The sequence below is a fragment of the uncultured Desulfovibrio sp. genome, from assembly GCF_902477725.1.
In the GTDB taxonomy this organism is placed as follows: Bacteria; Desulfobacterota; Desulfovibrionia; order Desulfovibrionales; family Desulfovibrionaceae; genus Desulfovibrio.
Genome location: NZ_CABSIF010000009.1, coordinates 106422 through 122246 on the forward strand (window position 1 = coordinate 106422; position 15825 = coordinate 122246).

A 15825-nucleotide genomic window follows, 5' to 3' on the forward strand; every position below is an offset into this window, starting at 1 on the left:
ATATCCATTTGTTTTCCCTGCCATTGCCTGCCGAGTTGCTCAAAGAGAGTACAGGGAACCGTAATTTTTATGCTGCAGGAGGTTAGCTGATGAAAAAATCATCACCGTGGATGCTGATGCTGCTTGCGCTTGTGCTTGCACTTCTAGCCGGGCACGAAGCCTTTGCCGCCTCCACCCTTGGCATCAAACTTCCTGAAGACCCCACCAAGGCATACATCACCCTGGGCATCCTGCTGGTTGCTGCGGTGATGTTTTTTACGGAAATTGTCCCCCTGCCCATTACGGCGCTGCTTGTACCGGTGGCTCTGTCGCTCACAAATGTGATTTCGTCCAAGGTTGCCTTTGGCTACTTTGGCGACCCCACCGTTGTTCTCTTCATGGCCATGTTCATCGTGGGCGAAGCCACGTTTATAACCGGATTTGCGGACAAGGTAGGCGGCCTGGCCGTCAAGCTTTCCAAGGGTAATCCGGTTAAACTCATCGTATACACCATGGCGGCCATCGGCCTGCTCTCCACCGTGCTTTCCAACACCGGCACCACAGTTGTGGCCGTGCCCATGGTGCTTGGCATGTGCATCAAGGCCAAGCTCGCGCCCGGCAAGGTGCTTATGCCCGTTGCCTTTGCCTCTTCACTGGGCGGCACGGTAACGCTTGTAGGCACGCCCCCCAACGGCATTATCAACTCCATGCTGGCCCAGACCGGGCAAAGCCCCTTTGGTTTTTTTGAATTTGGCCTTATCGGCATGCCCCTGCTGATCGTTGGCCTGCTCTATTATGCGGTTATCGGCCACAAATTTTTGCCGGAAAAACTGCATGACGACAGCGAAGACGACATTGAAGTTGACGCCAAGATCCGTCGCGAACACAAAATGTGGCACTCGGTGCTAGTTTTTGCCTTTGTGGTCGCCATGATGGCCAGCGAACTCATGCCCCTGACCACCGCCGCCGTTTTGGGCGCCTGCCTTATGGTCATAACAGGCTGCATGACCATGCGCGAAGCCTTCCGCAGCGTTGACTGGACAACAATTTTTCTGTTTGCGGGCATGCTCTCCATGTCGGCCGCCATGGACAAGTCCGGCGCAGCCGCCATTGTGGCTAACGCTGTGGTGAGCACGGTCAATGACCCGTGGATGCTCATGTTTGTGTGCTGCGCCCTCACCGCCGCCATCACCAACTTCATGTCCAATACCGCCACTGCGGCCCTGATGGCCCCGCTGGCCCTGCCCATTGCTCTTGCCAGCGGCATTTCACCCTTGCCCATCGCCATGGGCATTGCCATGTCGGCATCATGCTGCTTCCTGACGCCCATTGCCACCCCGCCCAACACCATCGTGCTTGGCCCCGGCAGATACAACTTTATGGATTATGTCAAGGCTGGCTGGCCTTTGCAGTTGATTTCGCTCATTATGTGCTGGCTGCTTATCCCGCTGATCTGGCCTTTCCATGGATAGGCCAGCAGTAGTCGTACAGACAAAGAGGAAGACATGAAGGAAATCAGTGTTGAGGACATAGCGCGCGCTGTTGCTGACCTTGCGGTGCGCGCCTGTTGCCGCCTGCCGCAGGATATGGTGGACGGCATGCGCAGGGCGCATGAGGCGGAACCCTCGCCCGTGGGTAAAAACATTCTTGAGCAACTGCTGGAAAATGCGTCTATCGCAGCCAGCGACGGCATCCCCATTTGTCAGGATACCGGCCTTGCCGTGGTTTTTGCCGACGTGGGACAGGATGTGCGCATTGTGGGCGGGGCCTTTGAAGACGCCGTCAATGAGGGTGTGCGCCGGGGCTATGTGGACGGTTACCTGCGCAAATCCTGTGTGGCGGAACCATTGTTTGAACGCAAAAATACGCGCGACAACACACCCGCCGTCATCCACACCCGCCTTGTGCCCGGCGATTCGCTGCGCCTGCGCCTGGCCCCCAAGGGCGCAGGCTCTGAAAACAAGAGCGTGGTCAAAATGCTCGTGCCCGCTGACGGCATCGAAGGCGTGCGCAAGGTTGTGCTGGATGCCGTGCTGGCAGCAGGCCCCAATTCCTGTCCGCCCATGGTGGTGGGCGTTGGCCTTGGCGGCACCATGGAAATGGCCGCCATCTGCGCCAAGCGCGCCGCCGCCCGCGACCTTGAAAGCCGCAACCATGATCCGCGCTATGCGGCCTTTGAAGAAGAACTGCTTGAGCTTATCAACAAGACCGGCATCGGCCCTCAGGGCCTTGGCGGGCTGACTACGGCGCTGAAAGTGCATGTGGAGTGGGCGCCCACCCACATTGCCTCCCTGCCTGTGGCCGTGAACATCAACTGCCACGCGGCGCGCCACGCCGAAGTTACGCTGTAGGAGGCCGCCATGTCGGAAAACCAGATGAAAAAAATACGCGCTCCTTTTGACGATGCCACCGCACGCTCACTGCGCGCGGGCGACCGGGTACTGATTTCGGGCACCATTCTTGCCGCGCGCGACGCGGCCCATAAACGCCTGGTGGAAACACTGGACAGGGGCGAACCCCTGCCCGTGGATCTGAAGGGCGCAGTCGTCTATTACGTGGGGCCAAGCCCGGCCAAACCCGGCGAAGTGATCGGCGCTGCCGGGCCTACAACCTCGGGGCGCATGGATGCCTACACCCCCCGCCTGCTTGATCAAGGCCTGAAAGGTATGATCGGCAAGGGCTACCGCAAGCCCGAAGTGGTGGAAGCCATGAAAAAACATGGCGTGCCGTATCTTGCCGCCGTGGGCGGGGCAGGCGCTCTGATCGCCCGCAGCATCAAAAAATACACGGTGCTGGCCTACGAAGACCTTGGCCCGGAAGCCGTGGCCGCCATGGAAGTGGAAGATTTTCCCGCCATTGTGGTCATTGATAGCACGGGCGACAACTACTACGAGACAGGGCAGGCCCCATACAGAAGATCCTGACCTGCGGCCGCCCCTGTGCATGCCAAGTGCTGAAACGTGGCGCGGGCTGCCGCGCCGTTTTATAATGCCTGATATCTTTATGAAGGAGTAGGTATGGCCTTGAGCAGATCCCCTGTCGATGACCGAACCCGCCTTGATTTCTGGCAAGCGGCTTCTGGCGCGGTGCTGGCGCTTTTTGTGTGCGTGCATCTCGTGCTGGAAGGGACGGTCGTCCTTAGCCCCGCACTGACCAACGGTATTGCATGGTTGCTTGAAGTAACCATGCTTGCACAGGTGGCGGCCCCCGTCATCATGCTGCTAATCCTGTTCCATTTTTACATTGCAGCCCGCAAAATGCCCTTCCGCGCCAATGAGCTTGGCGTGTTTGTGCAGCACAGCAAGGGCCTCAAGGAAGTGGATACGTGGCTGTGGCTGGTGCAGGTTTTTACGGCCATCGTTATTCTGGCAGGCGCTTTCTACCACATTTACGGCGTCATGACCGACCTGCCCATCAATGTGGCGGGCAGCGCCAAACGCCTGCACTCGGGCTGGCTGGCCTTCTACGTGTTCTTTCTACCTTGCGTCATTCTGCATACGGGCATTGGCGTGTACCGCCTGGCCGTCAAGTTCGGCGTGTGCGTCAAGGCCACGCGCCCGGCGTGGCGCAAGTGGACCTGGATTGTCATGGGCTGTTATCTTCTGCTCGGCGCGGCGGCTCTGACCCGCGTGTGGTTCTTGGGATAGGGGGTGCGTATGCGAGTTTTTGAAAGCGATGTTCTTTGCATAGGCGCCGGCCTGGCTGGGGAACGCGTTGCCGTGGAAGCGGCGCAGGCGGGTTTCAGCGTTATCTGTCTTTCACTGGTGCCGCCCAAGCGGTCGCACTCATCAGCCGCCATGGGCGGCATGCAGGCGGCGCTGGGCAACTCCATCATGGGCGAGGGCGACTGCCCCGAGGTGCACTTCAACGATACGGTCAAGGGTTCCGACTGGGGCTGCGACCAGGAAGTAGCCCGCCTGTTCGCCGAGACAGGCCCCATCGCCATGCGCGAAATGGCCTGGATGGGCGTGCCCTGGAGCCGCGTTGTGCCCGGCGAACACACCTACTACAAAGGCGGCAAGCCCTTTCAGGCAACGGAAAAAAAGGAAAACGAGGGGCTGATTCACTCACGCGCCTTTGGCGGCACGGCCAAGTGGCGCACCTGTTACACCTCTGACGGCACAGGCCACGCCGTGCTGTTCACCCTTGATAACCGTCTGCTGCAACTGGGCGTTGACGTGCATGACCGCATGCAGGCCGAGGCTCTGATCCACGATGGACAGCGCTGCATGGGCTGCGTTGCCCGCGACCTGCGCACCGGCGAACTGGTGGGTTATTTCGCCAAGGGCACGCTTATCGCCACGGGCGGTTATGGCCGTATTTACCGGGCCACAACCAATGCCATCATCTGCGACGGCGGCGGCCAGATCACGGCCCTTGAAACGGGCGTTGTGCCTCTGGGCAATATGGAAGCCGTGCAGTTTCACCCCACAGGCACCGTGCCCACGGACATTCTGGTCACAGAAGGCTGCCGCGGCGACGGCGGCACTTTGCTGGACGTGAACGAATACCGCTTTATGCCCGATTATGAGCCGGAAAAGGCCGAGCTTGCCTCGCGCGACGTGGTGTCACGCCGCATGACCGAGCACATGCGCAAGGGCCTTGGCGTACAAAGCCCCTATGGTGAGCACTTGTGGCTGGATATCCGCCATCTGGGCGAAAAGCACATCACCACAAACCTGCGCGAAGTGTATGACATCTCAACGCACTTCCTGGGCGTAAACCCCATCCACCAGCTTATTCCTGTGAGGCCCACTCACCACTACAGCATGGGCGGCGTGCGCATCAACAAGGACGGTCACGCCTATGGGCTGGAAGGGCTGTTCTCCGCTGGCGAGGCGGCCTGCTGGGACATGCACGGCTTCAACCGTCTTGGCGGCAATTCACTGGCAGAAACCATTGTTTCCGGCCGCATTGTCGGCGCAAAACTGGTGGAATTCCTCAAAGGTTACGAAACTGTTTTCTCCACCCAGGCAATGAAGGATGCCGCCACCAAGGTCAAGGAGCGCATCTCTGCCCTGATGCGCGGTACCGGCGATGATTGTTACACCCTGCGCAACGCCATGCAGGACATCATGATGGAGCATGTGGGTATTTTCCGTAACGGCAAGGATCTGGAAGCAGGCGTTGCCAAGTTGCAGGAACTGCTGGAGCGCACAAAGAACATGCGCCTTGCCAGCGGCAACATCCCCGGCCCCAATGCAGAGCTTTCCATGGCCCTGCGCGTACCGGGCATGCTCAAACTGGCCCTGTGCACGGCTTACGGCGCGCTGATGCGTACAGAAAGCCGAGGCGCGCATGCCCGCGAGGATTACCCCGAGCGCAACGACAAGGAATGGCTCAACCGTACCCTGGCCTACTGGAAGGAAGGCGACACCCTGCCCACCCTCAAGTACGAACCGGCAACGCCGTTCTATATTCTGCCCCCCGGCGACCGTGGATACGGCGGCGGCAAGATCATAACCGCCGACATCAGCCCGGAAAAAATCGTACCGTACGCACAACAGGGGTAAGGAGAGCCATATGGGACGCAATCTGACGTTTGAAATATTCCGTTACAATCCGCTGGATCCGCTCTCGCATCCCCATATGCAGACATTCCAGCTTGAAGAACACAACAGCATGACGCTGTTTATTGCGCTGAACATGATCCGCGAAACGCAGGACGCCTCCTTGCAGTTCGACTTTTGTTGCCGCGCCGGCATCTGCGGTTCGTGCGGCATGGTCATCAACGGGCGGCCCGGTCTGGCCTGCCACACGCAGACAAGCGACCTGCCAAGCCACATCACCCTGCATCCCCTGCCGGTCTTCAAGCTTTTGGGCGACCTCTCGGTGGATACGGGTACGTGGTTTCGCAATGTGGGAGCCAAGATCGAATCGTGGATACACACCACAAAAGAGTTTGACCCCAAGGCGCAGGAAGAGCGCATGGATAATGAACTGGCCACCCAGATATTCGAACTTGACCGCTGCATTGAGTGCGGCTGCTGCGTGGCGGCCTGCGGCACGGCCCGCATGCGCGAGGACTTTATTGGCGCAACGGCCATCAACCGTATGGCGCGTTTCTACATTGACCCGCGCGACAACCGCACCCCTGCGGACTATTATGAACTGATCGGCGATGACAGCGGCGTATTTGGCTGCATGGGCCTGCTGGCCTGCGACAATGTATGCCCCAAGCAACTGCCGCTTCAGGATCAACTGGGCATCATGCGCCGCATGGTGACCATGGAGTCTGTGCGCGGTATTTTGCCTGAATTTATACGTAACAAATTGCAGGGCTGTGGATGCGGCTGTTCCAAATAACAACGCTTCCCTCATGGAATGGGTTGGCGTAAGCCGCCCATTCCATTTCCACCAGACGGGAGGGGTTACCCTCGCACAACCCTCAGGGAGGATGCCATGCTAGTACTCGACTGGATGCAATCCAAGGTAGTATCCATTCCGCCGACCGCAACCCTGCTCCAGAGCCGAAAGCTGTTCAAGGAACACAAGATAAACCGACTCCCTGTGGTTGATTCCAACAATGTCGTTGTTGGGCTTATCTCGTCCTCCGATGTCCGCAGCTTTGCTCCCAACAAGTCCACGGGGCTCGAAATTATTGAGCTTCTGGAAATCATGAGCGAAACTAAAGTCAGGGATGTCATGGTGGTAGACCCGGTGACCATCACGTACAAAAGCACGATTGAGCAGGCTGCCAAAAGGATGATCGACAAGCATGTTGCCTGCCTGCCCGTAGTGAACGACGAGGAAAAACTGGTGGGCATCATCACCGGATGGGATGTGTTCAAGGCCTTGCTCGACATAAGCGGCGCAGAACAACCCGGCGTTGAGGTGGGCTTTGTGGTCCCCTATCAGCCAGGCACTCTGCGCGAACTGCTCGACAGGCTCAAGGCGCATGGCATGAGCATTATTTCTGTCTTGTCGTCGGCTTCAAACGATGGCATGCGTCAGGTCAAGATACGTTTCAAAGGCCCCGATGCCATGTCGCAAAATATTGCGCTTGAGCAGTTCCGCGACCATCCCGGCCTGCGTTACTGGGCGCGCGAGGACGAATTCTACCTTAAGTCCAACGTGAATCTGGGCTAAGCCTCACCCTCCCGGCTCACAGTGCGCTGGCTGCGGGGCAGGCCCCGTGAATACGCGGTAAAAGTACCGCCACGGCTGCTGGGTCGTGGCGGCTTTTTCTTATGCCCATCGGCATATTTCCAAGTAGACGCCTTGGCTTCCTTTCTGCAATACGATATACAAAACGGCATTCCGTGTTGCAGGGAGGGAGACATTCCCGCACAGGCAAAGGCGCTTTGCCGTCCAGCACCGGCGCATTCGCTTTCGGACATCCGGATCCCGTCTCATCACTCGTTGCAGACATGTCTGCCTCACGCTTCAGGAAGCTCCATGCACAAGAACTACGCCTTCCGTACCAATTTCATAATCTGCCTGATTATTGTTATCGGCTTTTCTGTCACGTCTGTAATAGGCTACCGTTCCAATGTGGACACCCTGAAAAAAGAAGCGGAAAGCGTGACGCGCCTGGCCTCAGAAGGCATGATGTATCAGATTGACGCCATTTTTGCCCAATCCATACATATTTCGCTGACAATGGCGCACGACAGTTTTTTGATAAATTTTCTCTCGCAGGAAAAGGAAAACCTGAAAAACCCGGCGTATACGCTGAACATCAGGGAATACCTTGCTGCCTACAGAAAAAAATACAATTATGATTCTGTCTTTCTTGTTTCCATGCAGACAGACCGTTACTACAATTTTTCTGGTGTTGACCGCATTGTTGACCATTCTAATCCTGAGAACAAATGGGTACGGGAATTTATTGCAAGCAATCAGGAATATTCACTCAATATTGATAACGACAAAGCTGCGCACGATACCATTACTGTATTTGTAAACTGTGCTGTTAAAAACAAGAATAATGAAACCGTGGGGATAGTGGGGGTTGGCTTTACTGTAACCTCCATTCAGGCCATGCTTATCAAGTATGAGCAGCAATTTGCGGTTAAATCATATCTTGTGAACGCCAATGGAGCCATCCAGATATCTTCATCCGCGCAGGGCATATCTGCCGAAGATATTTATTCCGCACAGACCTTTGCCGCAGTAAAAAATACCCTGAAAAAGAACAGCACAGAAATTTCAGACTCATGGTATTCTGGCCATGGCACCGACGGCTATGCTGTCACGCGCTACCTTCCAGCCCCTGATCTTTTCCTCATTACAGACAAAAACACTTCTGAGATAATCAGACAGATCAGAACAAAATACTACACTGGTGCTATTGTTGTTGGCTTTACAATGATAATTGTCATTTTTATTGTAACAGCAATAATACGTAGATATAAAAACAAGATAATTTCCCTCACCATTGCGGAAGAATTGAAGTATCACGCCATACTTCAAAACGCCACATCGCACATTTATGACAGCATTGTTGAATTTGACATAACCAATGATGTTGCCTGCGGCGAGGGCACAAAAAAGTTTATGCAGCAGTTGGGCCTCAAGCCAAGCACATCATACAGCACAATGCTGCAAACCATTGTGGCAAAGCATATCCTGCCCGAGCATGTGAACCTGTACCTGAAAACCTTCAGCCCGGAATCCATACGCACAGCCCTGCAGGAGCAGCGTAACAAGCTGAGTTGCGATTTCCAGTGCATGCAGAGCAACGGTCAGTACATCTGGTTCAGGGAAACCGGCTATATTTTGCGCTGGGCAGAGAATGATTCCATCCACATTGTCATTTGCCGCCAGAACATTGACCAAGACAAAAGGCAGGAACTCAGCCTTCAGGATATGGCCCAAAAGGACGGCCTAACTGGTCTTTACAACAAAATGACCACAGAAGTGCTTATTGACAGACACCTGACGGAACATCAGTGCGACGCCGGCGCGCTTGCCATGATTATGCTTGATATAGACAACTTCAAGGAACTCAACGACTCGCTGGGCCATGTTGCGGGCGACAGAATAATTCAGGAGTTTGCCCAGAGTCTGCGGGCGGCCTTTGCGCCCAGTGATCTGGTGGGCCGCATCGGCGGCGATGAATTTATTGTTCTTACATGCCAGCAAAGCATTGAGGCCTTGACCACAAAGCTTGAAGAACTCTGCAACCGCATCCGCCATACCACCTACGGAGGCGAGGGGCAGCACCACCTTGCCGCAAGCATGGGCGTGGCGCTCTTTCCCCTGCATGGCAAAAACTTCAGCGAGCTGTATGCAAGTGCAGATGCAGCCCTGTACCGCGCCAAGCAGAAGGGCAAGGACACGTATACCTTTTTTGAAACCGCGCCTTTGGCATAAGCCCGAACTGGCCCCAACAGACGCGTCCAGTTCGAGCCGGTTCAGATCGGACAGAGGAACAGCAAGCATTGGCCGTTCCGCAGATCGTTTTGAGGCAATGCTCAAGGGGTGATTCAGCCTTGCTGCTGGCACCGCAGCCCCGGCGGCAAATGAGGGGAGCCCACGTCAGCTATCCTGCGGAAATGGCAGCCGTTTTTTGCTCACATCTTGTGAGGCAACGACAGACCGCCGCCACGTTGGCCGAGGCCATACCCTTACGCCACACAAGCTCGGTTACGGCATCGCACAGTGGATGTTCGAGCGTATGCACGGAAAGCATGCCGTTGGTGCGGCACAATTCAAGAACCGATGCCGGAACTACACCAACCCCCATGCCCGCAATAACGCCCCCCACAATGGCGTGGTACGAAGCCAGCTCAACGATATGCTGCGGTTCCCACCCGTAGGCCCGAAACCAGTTCACCAGCCTGTTCCGGTAGGCGCACCCTCCCTGAAAAGCCAACACGGCCTTGCGCCCTATGTCGTCCGGCGTATGGATGGGCGGATGCTCCCTGGTGGCAATCAGCACCAACCGCTCAGTAAAGGCCTCCATCCTTTCCAGCCGTTCATCGCTGGGCGCATCAACCACAAATACCGCATCCAGCCTGTTTTCCAGAATATCCCCGTACAGGGAACTGCTGGTACCTATCACAAGCTCAAGCTCAATGCCGGGATATTCCGCGTGCAGGCGGGCCAGAACTTCGGGCAAACGTGCCGCAGCCGCACTTTCCAGTGCGCCAATGCGTAGCCTGCCGCCCGGCTCCATACCCTTCACGCACAGCTCGGCTTCATCCATCAGCGCGGTTATCCGGCGGGCATAGGTGTAAAGCGTCTGCCCCCTCGCAGTGGGCAGCAAGCGCTTTTTTTCCCGTAAAAACAGCTGGATGCCCAGTTCTTCTTCCATCAGCATGATGCGGGCGGTAACGCCCGAGGGCACCCGGTGCAAAGCCTTGGCGGCGTGGCTTATGCTGCCGGTTTCCATGACGGCCATGAATGTGCGCAGGTCTGACACTTCCATTTGTTCACCATTTATGACTGTTTCTTTCATTTTTATTCATTTGCCATGATGACTATCATCTCATATCTTATGCCGCAAGCCGCCCGTTGTCGTTGGCAGAAAAAACCCTCACTTGCCAAATTTCTGCCAACGACAACGGGAGGCGGCAGAAACCTCGAACATCAGGAATACCCTATGCGCGCAACATGGAAACTGCTTTGGCAGACCGCAATTCTGACAGGCATATTCTGGGGATGCGATCAGCTTACACGGCTGACAGGCATTCCCATCCCCGGCAACGTGCTGGGCATAATCGTACTGTTTTTTCTGCTGCTCACCGGCATTGTAAAAGAAAGCCACATCAGCATGGCGGCAGAATTTCTACTGAAGCATCTCGTGTTCTTTTTTGTGCCCATTGCGGTAGGGCTGATGCAATGGGGGAGCGTTTTTTATGATTACGGATGGGTGCTTGCGGCTGCCATTGTGGGCAGTACAGCCCTGCCGCTGGTGATTGTGGGCTTTATGGCCCGGGCCCTGCGCCGCGCTACGCCTGAAAAGAAAGAGGAAAAAGCACCATGCAGATCATAAACATTTTTTTGTGCACAGCGGGCACCGTGCTGGCATATGCGCTGGTGCGCAGCCTGTACATGCGTTTCAAGCATCCACTCATCAATATCGTGGCTGGCAGCGCCGCCATAGTCATTGCAGTGCTGGTGCTGTGCGATGTTCCCTATGAAACCTATGAGCCAGCCCGACAGGTCATGACCTTGCTTATTGGCCCGGCAACGGTCAGCCTTGCGCTGCCCTTGTACCGTTATCGACACCTGTTGTTGCGCAATGCCTTGCCCATTCTTGCAAGCGTGTGCGCGGGGGCCTTTGCAGCCATGCTCTCTGCCGGGGTTATTGCCAAACTGGGCGGTCTGCCGGAAGACGTGGTAATTTCCATCCTTCCCAAGGGCGTTTCCATCCCCTTTGCCGTGGAGGTGGCCTCCATGTATGGCGGCATTCCGTCCCTGACTGCGGCCTTTGTGGTGGCTACCGGTACGCTTGGCTCCCTTTTGGGATTGTGGGGGCTGAACGTCATCCGCATCAAGGATCCCTTTGCGCGGGGGCTGACCATGGGCACAATTTCGCATGCTCAGGGAACAGCTGTTGCCTTGCAGGAAGGGCAGGAACAGGGAGCAATGGGCGGCCTGGCCATGATTCTGGCAGGTATTCTTACTGCGGCTCTGGCACCTGTGGCAGTCTGGATAGTGCAGCGGCTGCCGCTGATGTAGCCAGTGCGATTGCGAGATCAAACCTTTTTGTGATGCGGTCGGCTTGCCGACCGCATCAGCTTTTTACAGAACATTTTCAGCTTGTCTGGCTTATTCAGACTGGCCGGATTGGCCTGAATTACCAGCCTGGGCAATCTGATCTGCCCCCCATTCCAGCCACTGCACGGCCACCTCAATCAGACGGTAGGGATCAATGGGTTTTGCAAGATGGTCGTTCATACCCGCTGCAAGACTTTTTTCCCGGTCGCCCACCATGCTGTCGGCGGTGAGAGCAATGATCGGTGTGTGGGCATAGCGTGCCTGGGCACGGAGCCGTTTTGCAGCTTCGATGCCGTCCATCTGCGGCATATGGATATCCATAAACACCATTGCATAGTCTGCACCTTCCGCCTTTTGCAGCACTTCAAGACCGGAACTGGCAATGTCCACAACAAAGCCTGATGATTCCAGCAGTTCCCTGGCAACCAGCTGATTGACCTCATTATCTTCGGCAAGCAGCACCCTGCGGCCTCTGTATTTGGCCGGGATGCGCAATTCCTGGGGCAGGCCGGATGAATCTTCTTCAACTACCCGCTGCCCAAAAACATCCAGGATGGCATGCTGCAATAGTGAAGGGCTGACAGGCTTGATGAGAAAATGGCTGATGCCCTCGGCCTGAGCTTCTTCCATGATTTCTTCCCGCCCATAGGCCGTAACCATGATGACGGTCGGAATGTAGGGCAGTTCGCGGCAGCCGCGCAGCAGCCGCACAACCTGAATGCCGTTATTGCCGGGCATCTTCCAATCCATCAGCACCAGATCATAGGGGTCGCCGCTTTCAGCGGCGCGCACCAGCTCTTCCAGCGCAGCATCGCCGCAGTCAGCCGTGCCCGACCGCAGGCCCATATCTTCCAGCTCTTGCCGGAGTATTTCGCGGCTTGAGAAGGAATCGTCCACCACAAGAACCCTGCGCTCGGAAAGATTTTTCATGGCCGAGACAGGTTTGCGCTGGGGGTTTTCCTGCATATCCAGACTGACGGTAAAATAAAACGTGCTGCCCTTGCCGAGTTCACTTTCTGCGCCTATTTCGCCGCCCATCATCTCCACAATCCGCTTGCTGATGGAAAGGCCAAGGCCGGTGCCGCCAAAACGCCGTGTTGTGGATGAATCCCCTTGGGTAAACTCCTGGAACAGCTTGTCCAGCTGCTCTTGCCCCATGCCAATACCTGTGTCTGTGACGGTAAAACGCAACTGCGCCTTCTGGTCTTTTTGCTCCTCAAGCGCAACGCGCACCACAACCTCCCCCGAAGGGGTAAATTTGATGGCATTGCCCACAAGATTGACCAGTACCTGCCCCAGCCGCAAAGGATCGCCCTTGAAAAACAAGGGGACCTCCCGATCGATGCGCAACAAAAGCTCAATATTTTTGCCGCCAGACTTGGTCGTATCCAGACTCGAGAGACCAAGAAGGACTTCTTCCAGGTTAAAGTCCAGATATTCCATGTCCATGCGGCCAGCTTCAATCTTGGAAAAATCAAGGATGTCGTCAATGATCCGCAAAAGGGATTTTGCGGAACTGTCTATATTTTTCAAATAATTACGCTGTGTTGCATTAAGAGGCGTGCGCAGGGTCAAATGGGTAAGGCCCACAACGGCATTCATGGGAGTGCGGATTTCATGGCTCATATTGGCAAGAAATTCGCTCTTGGCCCTGCTGGCCTGTTCCGCCGCCTGCTGGCTTTCCACAAGGTCGGTAATATCCCGGCAATCTTCAATAATGCCGAGAAGCTCGCCATCAGGCGAAAGAAATGGCGTGGCAACCAGATCGCAAAATACCCATGTACCGTCTTTTTTTTGCCGCTGCTGACGGATGGCAGCCCGAGGCTCGCCGTTAAGAATACGCTTGCCCACGCAATCCGCGCCGCATTCTGAACCACTAGGGTATTCGCCACACCAGTGGCCCACCATTTCTTCGCGCGAATAGCCAAAGCAGTTTACGTAGGTATCGTTGATTTCCTTGACTATCAGGTTACGGTCAATAACCCGCATGGCGCTGCCGGCGGCATTGAATATCTGCGACATTTCCATTTGGGCGCGGCGCAGGGCCTGTTCTGCGGCCCGGCGTTCCGTCACGTCTGTCCCCATGTAGACCATGCCGTAAACGGTGCCATCCGGCTCGAACAGCGGGACACGCACTACATCCAGGATATGTTGCTCGCCAACGGCATCATACCGAACTTCTTCAGTTTTATGCACCTTACCGGTTTCTATGACCAGTTTATCCAATCGCATTCCCTGTTCTGCATGCTCCGGGGAAAGCAGATCGGCTATGTTTTTTCCCACAACGTAGGATTCGGCATAGCCGGTGAATGTTTCAAAATACTTGTTCGCCATGATGTAGCGGGCTTGCGAATCCTTCAACATCATGAGGCTTGGCAGGTTATCCACAATGCTGCGCAATTGCTGTTTGCGCTGCCACAAGGCTGAGGCGCTTGCTCGGGCCGCTTCCAGAGCTTTTTGCCGTTCTGCCGATTCCTGTGCGAGCTTGCGGTTCCAGATCAAAATAACCGCAAGCAGGCTGCCCAGAAATACTGCCGCCACCCCGCCGATCTGCAAGACGAGCATCCAGTTCATGGAGCGCTCAATGCGCAGATTGGCCCAACGCTTCATAATTGCGGCCATCTGCTCATGGGGGATATTGTCCAGTGTTTTATTCATGATTTCGACAAGCTGCGGCCAGTCTGAGCGTACGGCCACCCGGGCGGAATACTGCAACTGCGGCAGCAGGCCCACGCGCAGATCGCGCAGGTTTTTGTTCACCACCGCATATTCCACAGAAAGAGCAATGCCCACCATAGCGTCGACCTGCCCGCTCTGAACCGCAGAAAGCCCCTCTGCCAGACTGGAGATCTCCACGATTTTTGATCGCGGCAACTGAACGCGCAAATACCCTGCAAGGCCTGCGTGATCATGCACTGCCACACTTTTGCCGGCCAGATCGCCAGGGCTGGTGACCAGACGCTCGGAGTCAAGGGTAGCAACGGCCAGCGGCAGCTGCAAAAAAGAATTGGTAAACAGCCAGGGGCCACCCTCTGGCGGCGTCCCTTCCAGAAAAGGCTCAACGTCCGCACGGCGAGGGCCTGTGCTTTCTTTCAGCACATTGGAAGAAACAGGCTGTATGGCAACATTAAGGTAACGCCCCACAACCTGCATGAGGTTCATGCCAATACCGTTGTAAGTACCCTCACTGTCCATAAATTCAATGGGATGCCAGTCTTCTTCCATGGCAACCCGCAGGGTCTGATGGCTTGCCAGCCATTCACGCTCTGCAGGGGTGAGCAGCAGGGAGCGCGGCATGTCGCCCCAAACTCGGTGCGCGGGATTGCGCACCCATCGTTCTTCCAGCGCCACCATTTCTGCGCGCGATATGCGCGAAAGCCCTTCGTCCATCAAAAGGGCAAGATCATCCCTGTTACGCAGCACAGCCGGATGAAGGTTGCGCGTAAAAAGGGGCATGGCTTGTGGCATAAAAAAGCTGTTGAGTCCCAACCGGTCAATGGTGCCATACGCGGAAGGAAAGTTGCTCGAAATGCCGTCTGCCAGCCCGTTGGCCACAGACAAAAACATTTCTGCCCCGTTGCGCACCACCAGCAATTGAACATTGGGGAAGTGCTCCCGCATGTAATCTTCCTGCAACGAGCCTTCAAGCACGACAATGGCCGCATCCCCCAACTGGCTTGGGTCAGTAATTCTTTGCCCGGCAGATGCAGAGAGCAACAGCCCCCCCATGCCGGGAGAAATGGCCGGGCCAAACTTTGCCCAGCGGGCTCTGTCGGGAGTAATATACATGCTGAAGTGGATGTCGGCCCGCCCAGAATGGAGGGCATCAAGCGAATCCTGCCAGTCGCCCATGATGAATTTCACGGGCCTGCCTACTTTTTCGCCCCACAGACGCCACAGGTCAATCATCAGGCCGACAGGTTCTCCTGTTTTTGAAACAAAAGACAGCGGCTCGTTATCCTTCATGCAGACAATGGTGATGGGGTCGGCGCTGGCAGCCTTGGAAGAATCCGTAGCGCACAATGCCAGATTCGCACAGGCGAGAAGCAGCAGAAGCAGGCAGCAGAATGCGGTGTGGAAAAATTTGACCATGTCTACCTCGCTGGTTCTCTTGCAGGAATTATACGTAATTTCTTATAGCAGGAACAGCCGCATTGCAATATTCTCCCCTTGTCA

At 55.9% G+C, this 15825-nt stretch carries 12 protein-coding genes; 10 read left to right on the top strand and 2 right to left on the bottom strand.

What is annotated here, in order from left to right; all coding sequences use genetic code 11:
• Nucleotides 1–89: 89 nt before the first annotated feature.
• The 8 genes from RDK48_RS10075 (at nt 90) to RDK48_RS10110 (ending at nt 9297) form a co-directional block, all read left to right on the top strand.
• Nucleotides 90–1451 (top strand): SLC13 family permease, encoded by a 1362-nt coding sequence (locus RDK48_RS10075; RefSeq protein ID WP_298994684.1) that lies wholly within the window; start codon nt 90–92, stop codon nt 1449–1451.
• Between the two features lie 33 nt (nt 1452–1484).
• On the top strand, nt 1485–2330 hold the full coding sequence (locus RDK48_RS10080) for a fumarate hydratase (protein ID WP_298994687.1): 846 nt from the start codon (nt 1485–1487) through the stop codon (nt 2328–2330).
• 9 nt (nt 2331–2339) lie between these two features.
• Nucleotides 2340–2903: a Fe-S-containing hydro-lyase gene (locus tag RDK48_RS10085; protein WP_298994690.1), complete on the top strand. Its 564-nt coding sequence runs from the start codon at nt 2340–2342 to the stop codon at nt 2901–2903.
• 93 nt (nt 2904–2996) lie between these two features.
• A complete protein-coding gene (locus tag RDK48_RS10090; protein WP_298994693.1) occupies nt 2997–3626 on the top strand; it encodes a succinate dehydrogenase/fumarate reductase transmembrane subunit in 630 nt (209 codons plus the stop codon).
• Nucleotides 3627–3635: 9 nt separating this feature from the next.
• A complete protein-coding gene (locus RDK48_RS10095; protein WP_298994696.1) occupies nt 3636–5492 on the top strand; it encodes a fumarate reductase flavoprotein subunit in 1857 nt (618 codons plus the stop codon).
• Between the two features lie 10 nt (nt 5493–5502).
• Nucleotides 5503–6285: a fumarate reductase iron-sulfur subunit gene (locus RDK48_RS10100; RefSeq protein ID WP_192113719.1), complete on the top strand. Its 783-nt coding sequence runs from the start codon at nt 5503–5505 to the stop codon at nt 6283–6285.
• A gap of 96 nt (nt 6286–6381) precedes the next feature.
• A complete protein-coding gene (locus RDK48_RS10105) occupies nt 6382–7068 on the top strand; it encodes a CBS and ACT domain-containing protein (RefSeq protein ID WP_298994699.1) in 687 nt (228 codons plus the stop codon).
• Nucleotides 7069–7377: 309 nt separating this feature from the next.
• Nucleotides 7378–9297 (top strand): sensor domain-containing diguanylate cyclase, encoded by a 1920-nt coding sequence (locus tag RDK48_RS10110; protein ID WP_298994701.1) that lies wholly within the window; start codon nt 7378–7380, stop codon nt 9295–9297.
• 169 nt (nt 9298–9466) lie between these two features.
• Here RDK48_RS10110 and RDK48_RS10115 read toward each other — a convergent pair whose 3' ends face one another.
• Nucleotides 9467–10384, bottom strand: a complete 918-nt coding sequence (locus RDK48_RS10115; RefSeq protein ID WP_298994703.1) for a LysR family transcriptional regulator — start codon at nt 10382–10384, stop codon at nt 9467–9469.
• Between the two features lie 144 nt (nt 10385–10528).
• Between RDK48_RS10115 and RDK48_RS10120 the strand changes: the two genes are divergently transcribed.
• Together RDK48_RS10120 and RDK48_RS10125 are read left to right on the top strand one after the other, a co-directional pair.
• On the top strand, nt 10529–10921 hold the full coding sequence (locus RDK48_RS10120; protein WP_298994705.1) for a CidA/LrgA family protein: 393 nt from the start codon (nt 10529–10531) through the stop codon (nt 10919–10921).
• Nucleotides 10909–11610, top strand: a complete 702-nt coding sequence (locus RDK48_RS10125; RefSeq protein WP_298994709.1) for an LrgB family protein — start codon at nt 10909–10911, stop codon at nt 11608–11610. Before RDK48_RS10120 ends, RDK48_RS10125 begins: the two co-directional genes overlap by 13 nt.
• A gap of 90 nt (nt 11611–11700) precedes the next feature.
• On the opposite strand, the gene RDK48_RS10130 is transcribed toward RDK48_RS10125, so the two are convergent.
• Entirely contained in the window at nt 11701–15741 is a 4041-nt protein-coding gene (locus RDK48_RS10130; protein WP_298994711.1) for a response regulator, read from the bottom strand.
• Nucleotides 15742–15825: the final 84 nt, after the last annotated feature.

Excerpts from the sequence above, each read along its gene's own strand:
- RDK48_RS10125 (WP_298994709.1), top strand. The coding sequence starts at position 10,909 with ATGCAGATCATAAACATTTTTTTGTGCACAGCGGGCACCGTGCTGGCA.
- RDK48_RS10075 (WP_298994684.1), top strand. The coding sequence starts at position 90 with ATGAAAAAATCATCACCGTGGATGCTGATGCTGCTTGCGCTTGTGCTT.
- RDK48_RS10090 (WP_298994693.1), top strand. The coding sequence starts at position 2,997 with ATGGCCTTGAGCAGATCCCCTGTCGATGACCGAACCCGCCTTGATTTC.
- RDK48_RS10130 (WP_298994711.1), bottom strand. The coding sequence starts at position 15,741 with ATGGTCAAATTTTTCCACACCGCATTCTGCTGCCTGCTTCTGCTGCTT.
- RDK48_RS10120 (WP_298994705.1), top strand. The coding sequence starts at position 10,529 with ATGCGCGCAACATGGAAACTGCTTTGGCAGACCGCAATTCTGACAGGC.
- RDK48_RS10100 (WP_192113719.1), top strand. The coding sequence starts at position 5,503 with ATGGGACGCAATCTGACGTTTGAAATATTCCGTTACAATCCGCTGGAT.
- RDK48_RS10095 (WP_298994696.1), top strand. The coding sequence starts at position 3,636 with ATGCGAGTTTTTGAAAGCGATGTTCTTTGCATAGGCGCCGGCCTGGCT.
- RDK48_RS10105 (WP_298994699.1), top strand. The coding sequence starts at position 6,382 with ATGCTAGTACTCGACTGGATGCAATCCAAGGTAGTATCCATTCCGCCG.
- RDK48_RS10085 (WP_298994690.1), top strand. The coding sequence starts at position 2,340 with ATGTCGGAAAACCAGATGAAAAAAATACGCGCTCCTTTTGACGATGCC.
- RDK48_RS10115 (WP_298994703.1), bottom strand. The coding sequence starts at position 10,384 with ATGAAAGAAACAGTCATAAATGGTGAACAAATGGAAGTGTCAGACCTG.
- RDK48_RS10110 (WP_298994701.1), top strand. The coding sequence starts at position 7,378 with ATGCACAAGAACTACGCCTTCCGTACCAATTTCATAATCTGCCTGATT.
- RDK48_RS10080 (WP_298994687.1), top strand. The coding sequence starts at position 1,485 with ATGAAGGAAATCAGTGTTGAGGACATAGCGCGCGCTGTTGCTGACCTT.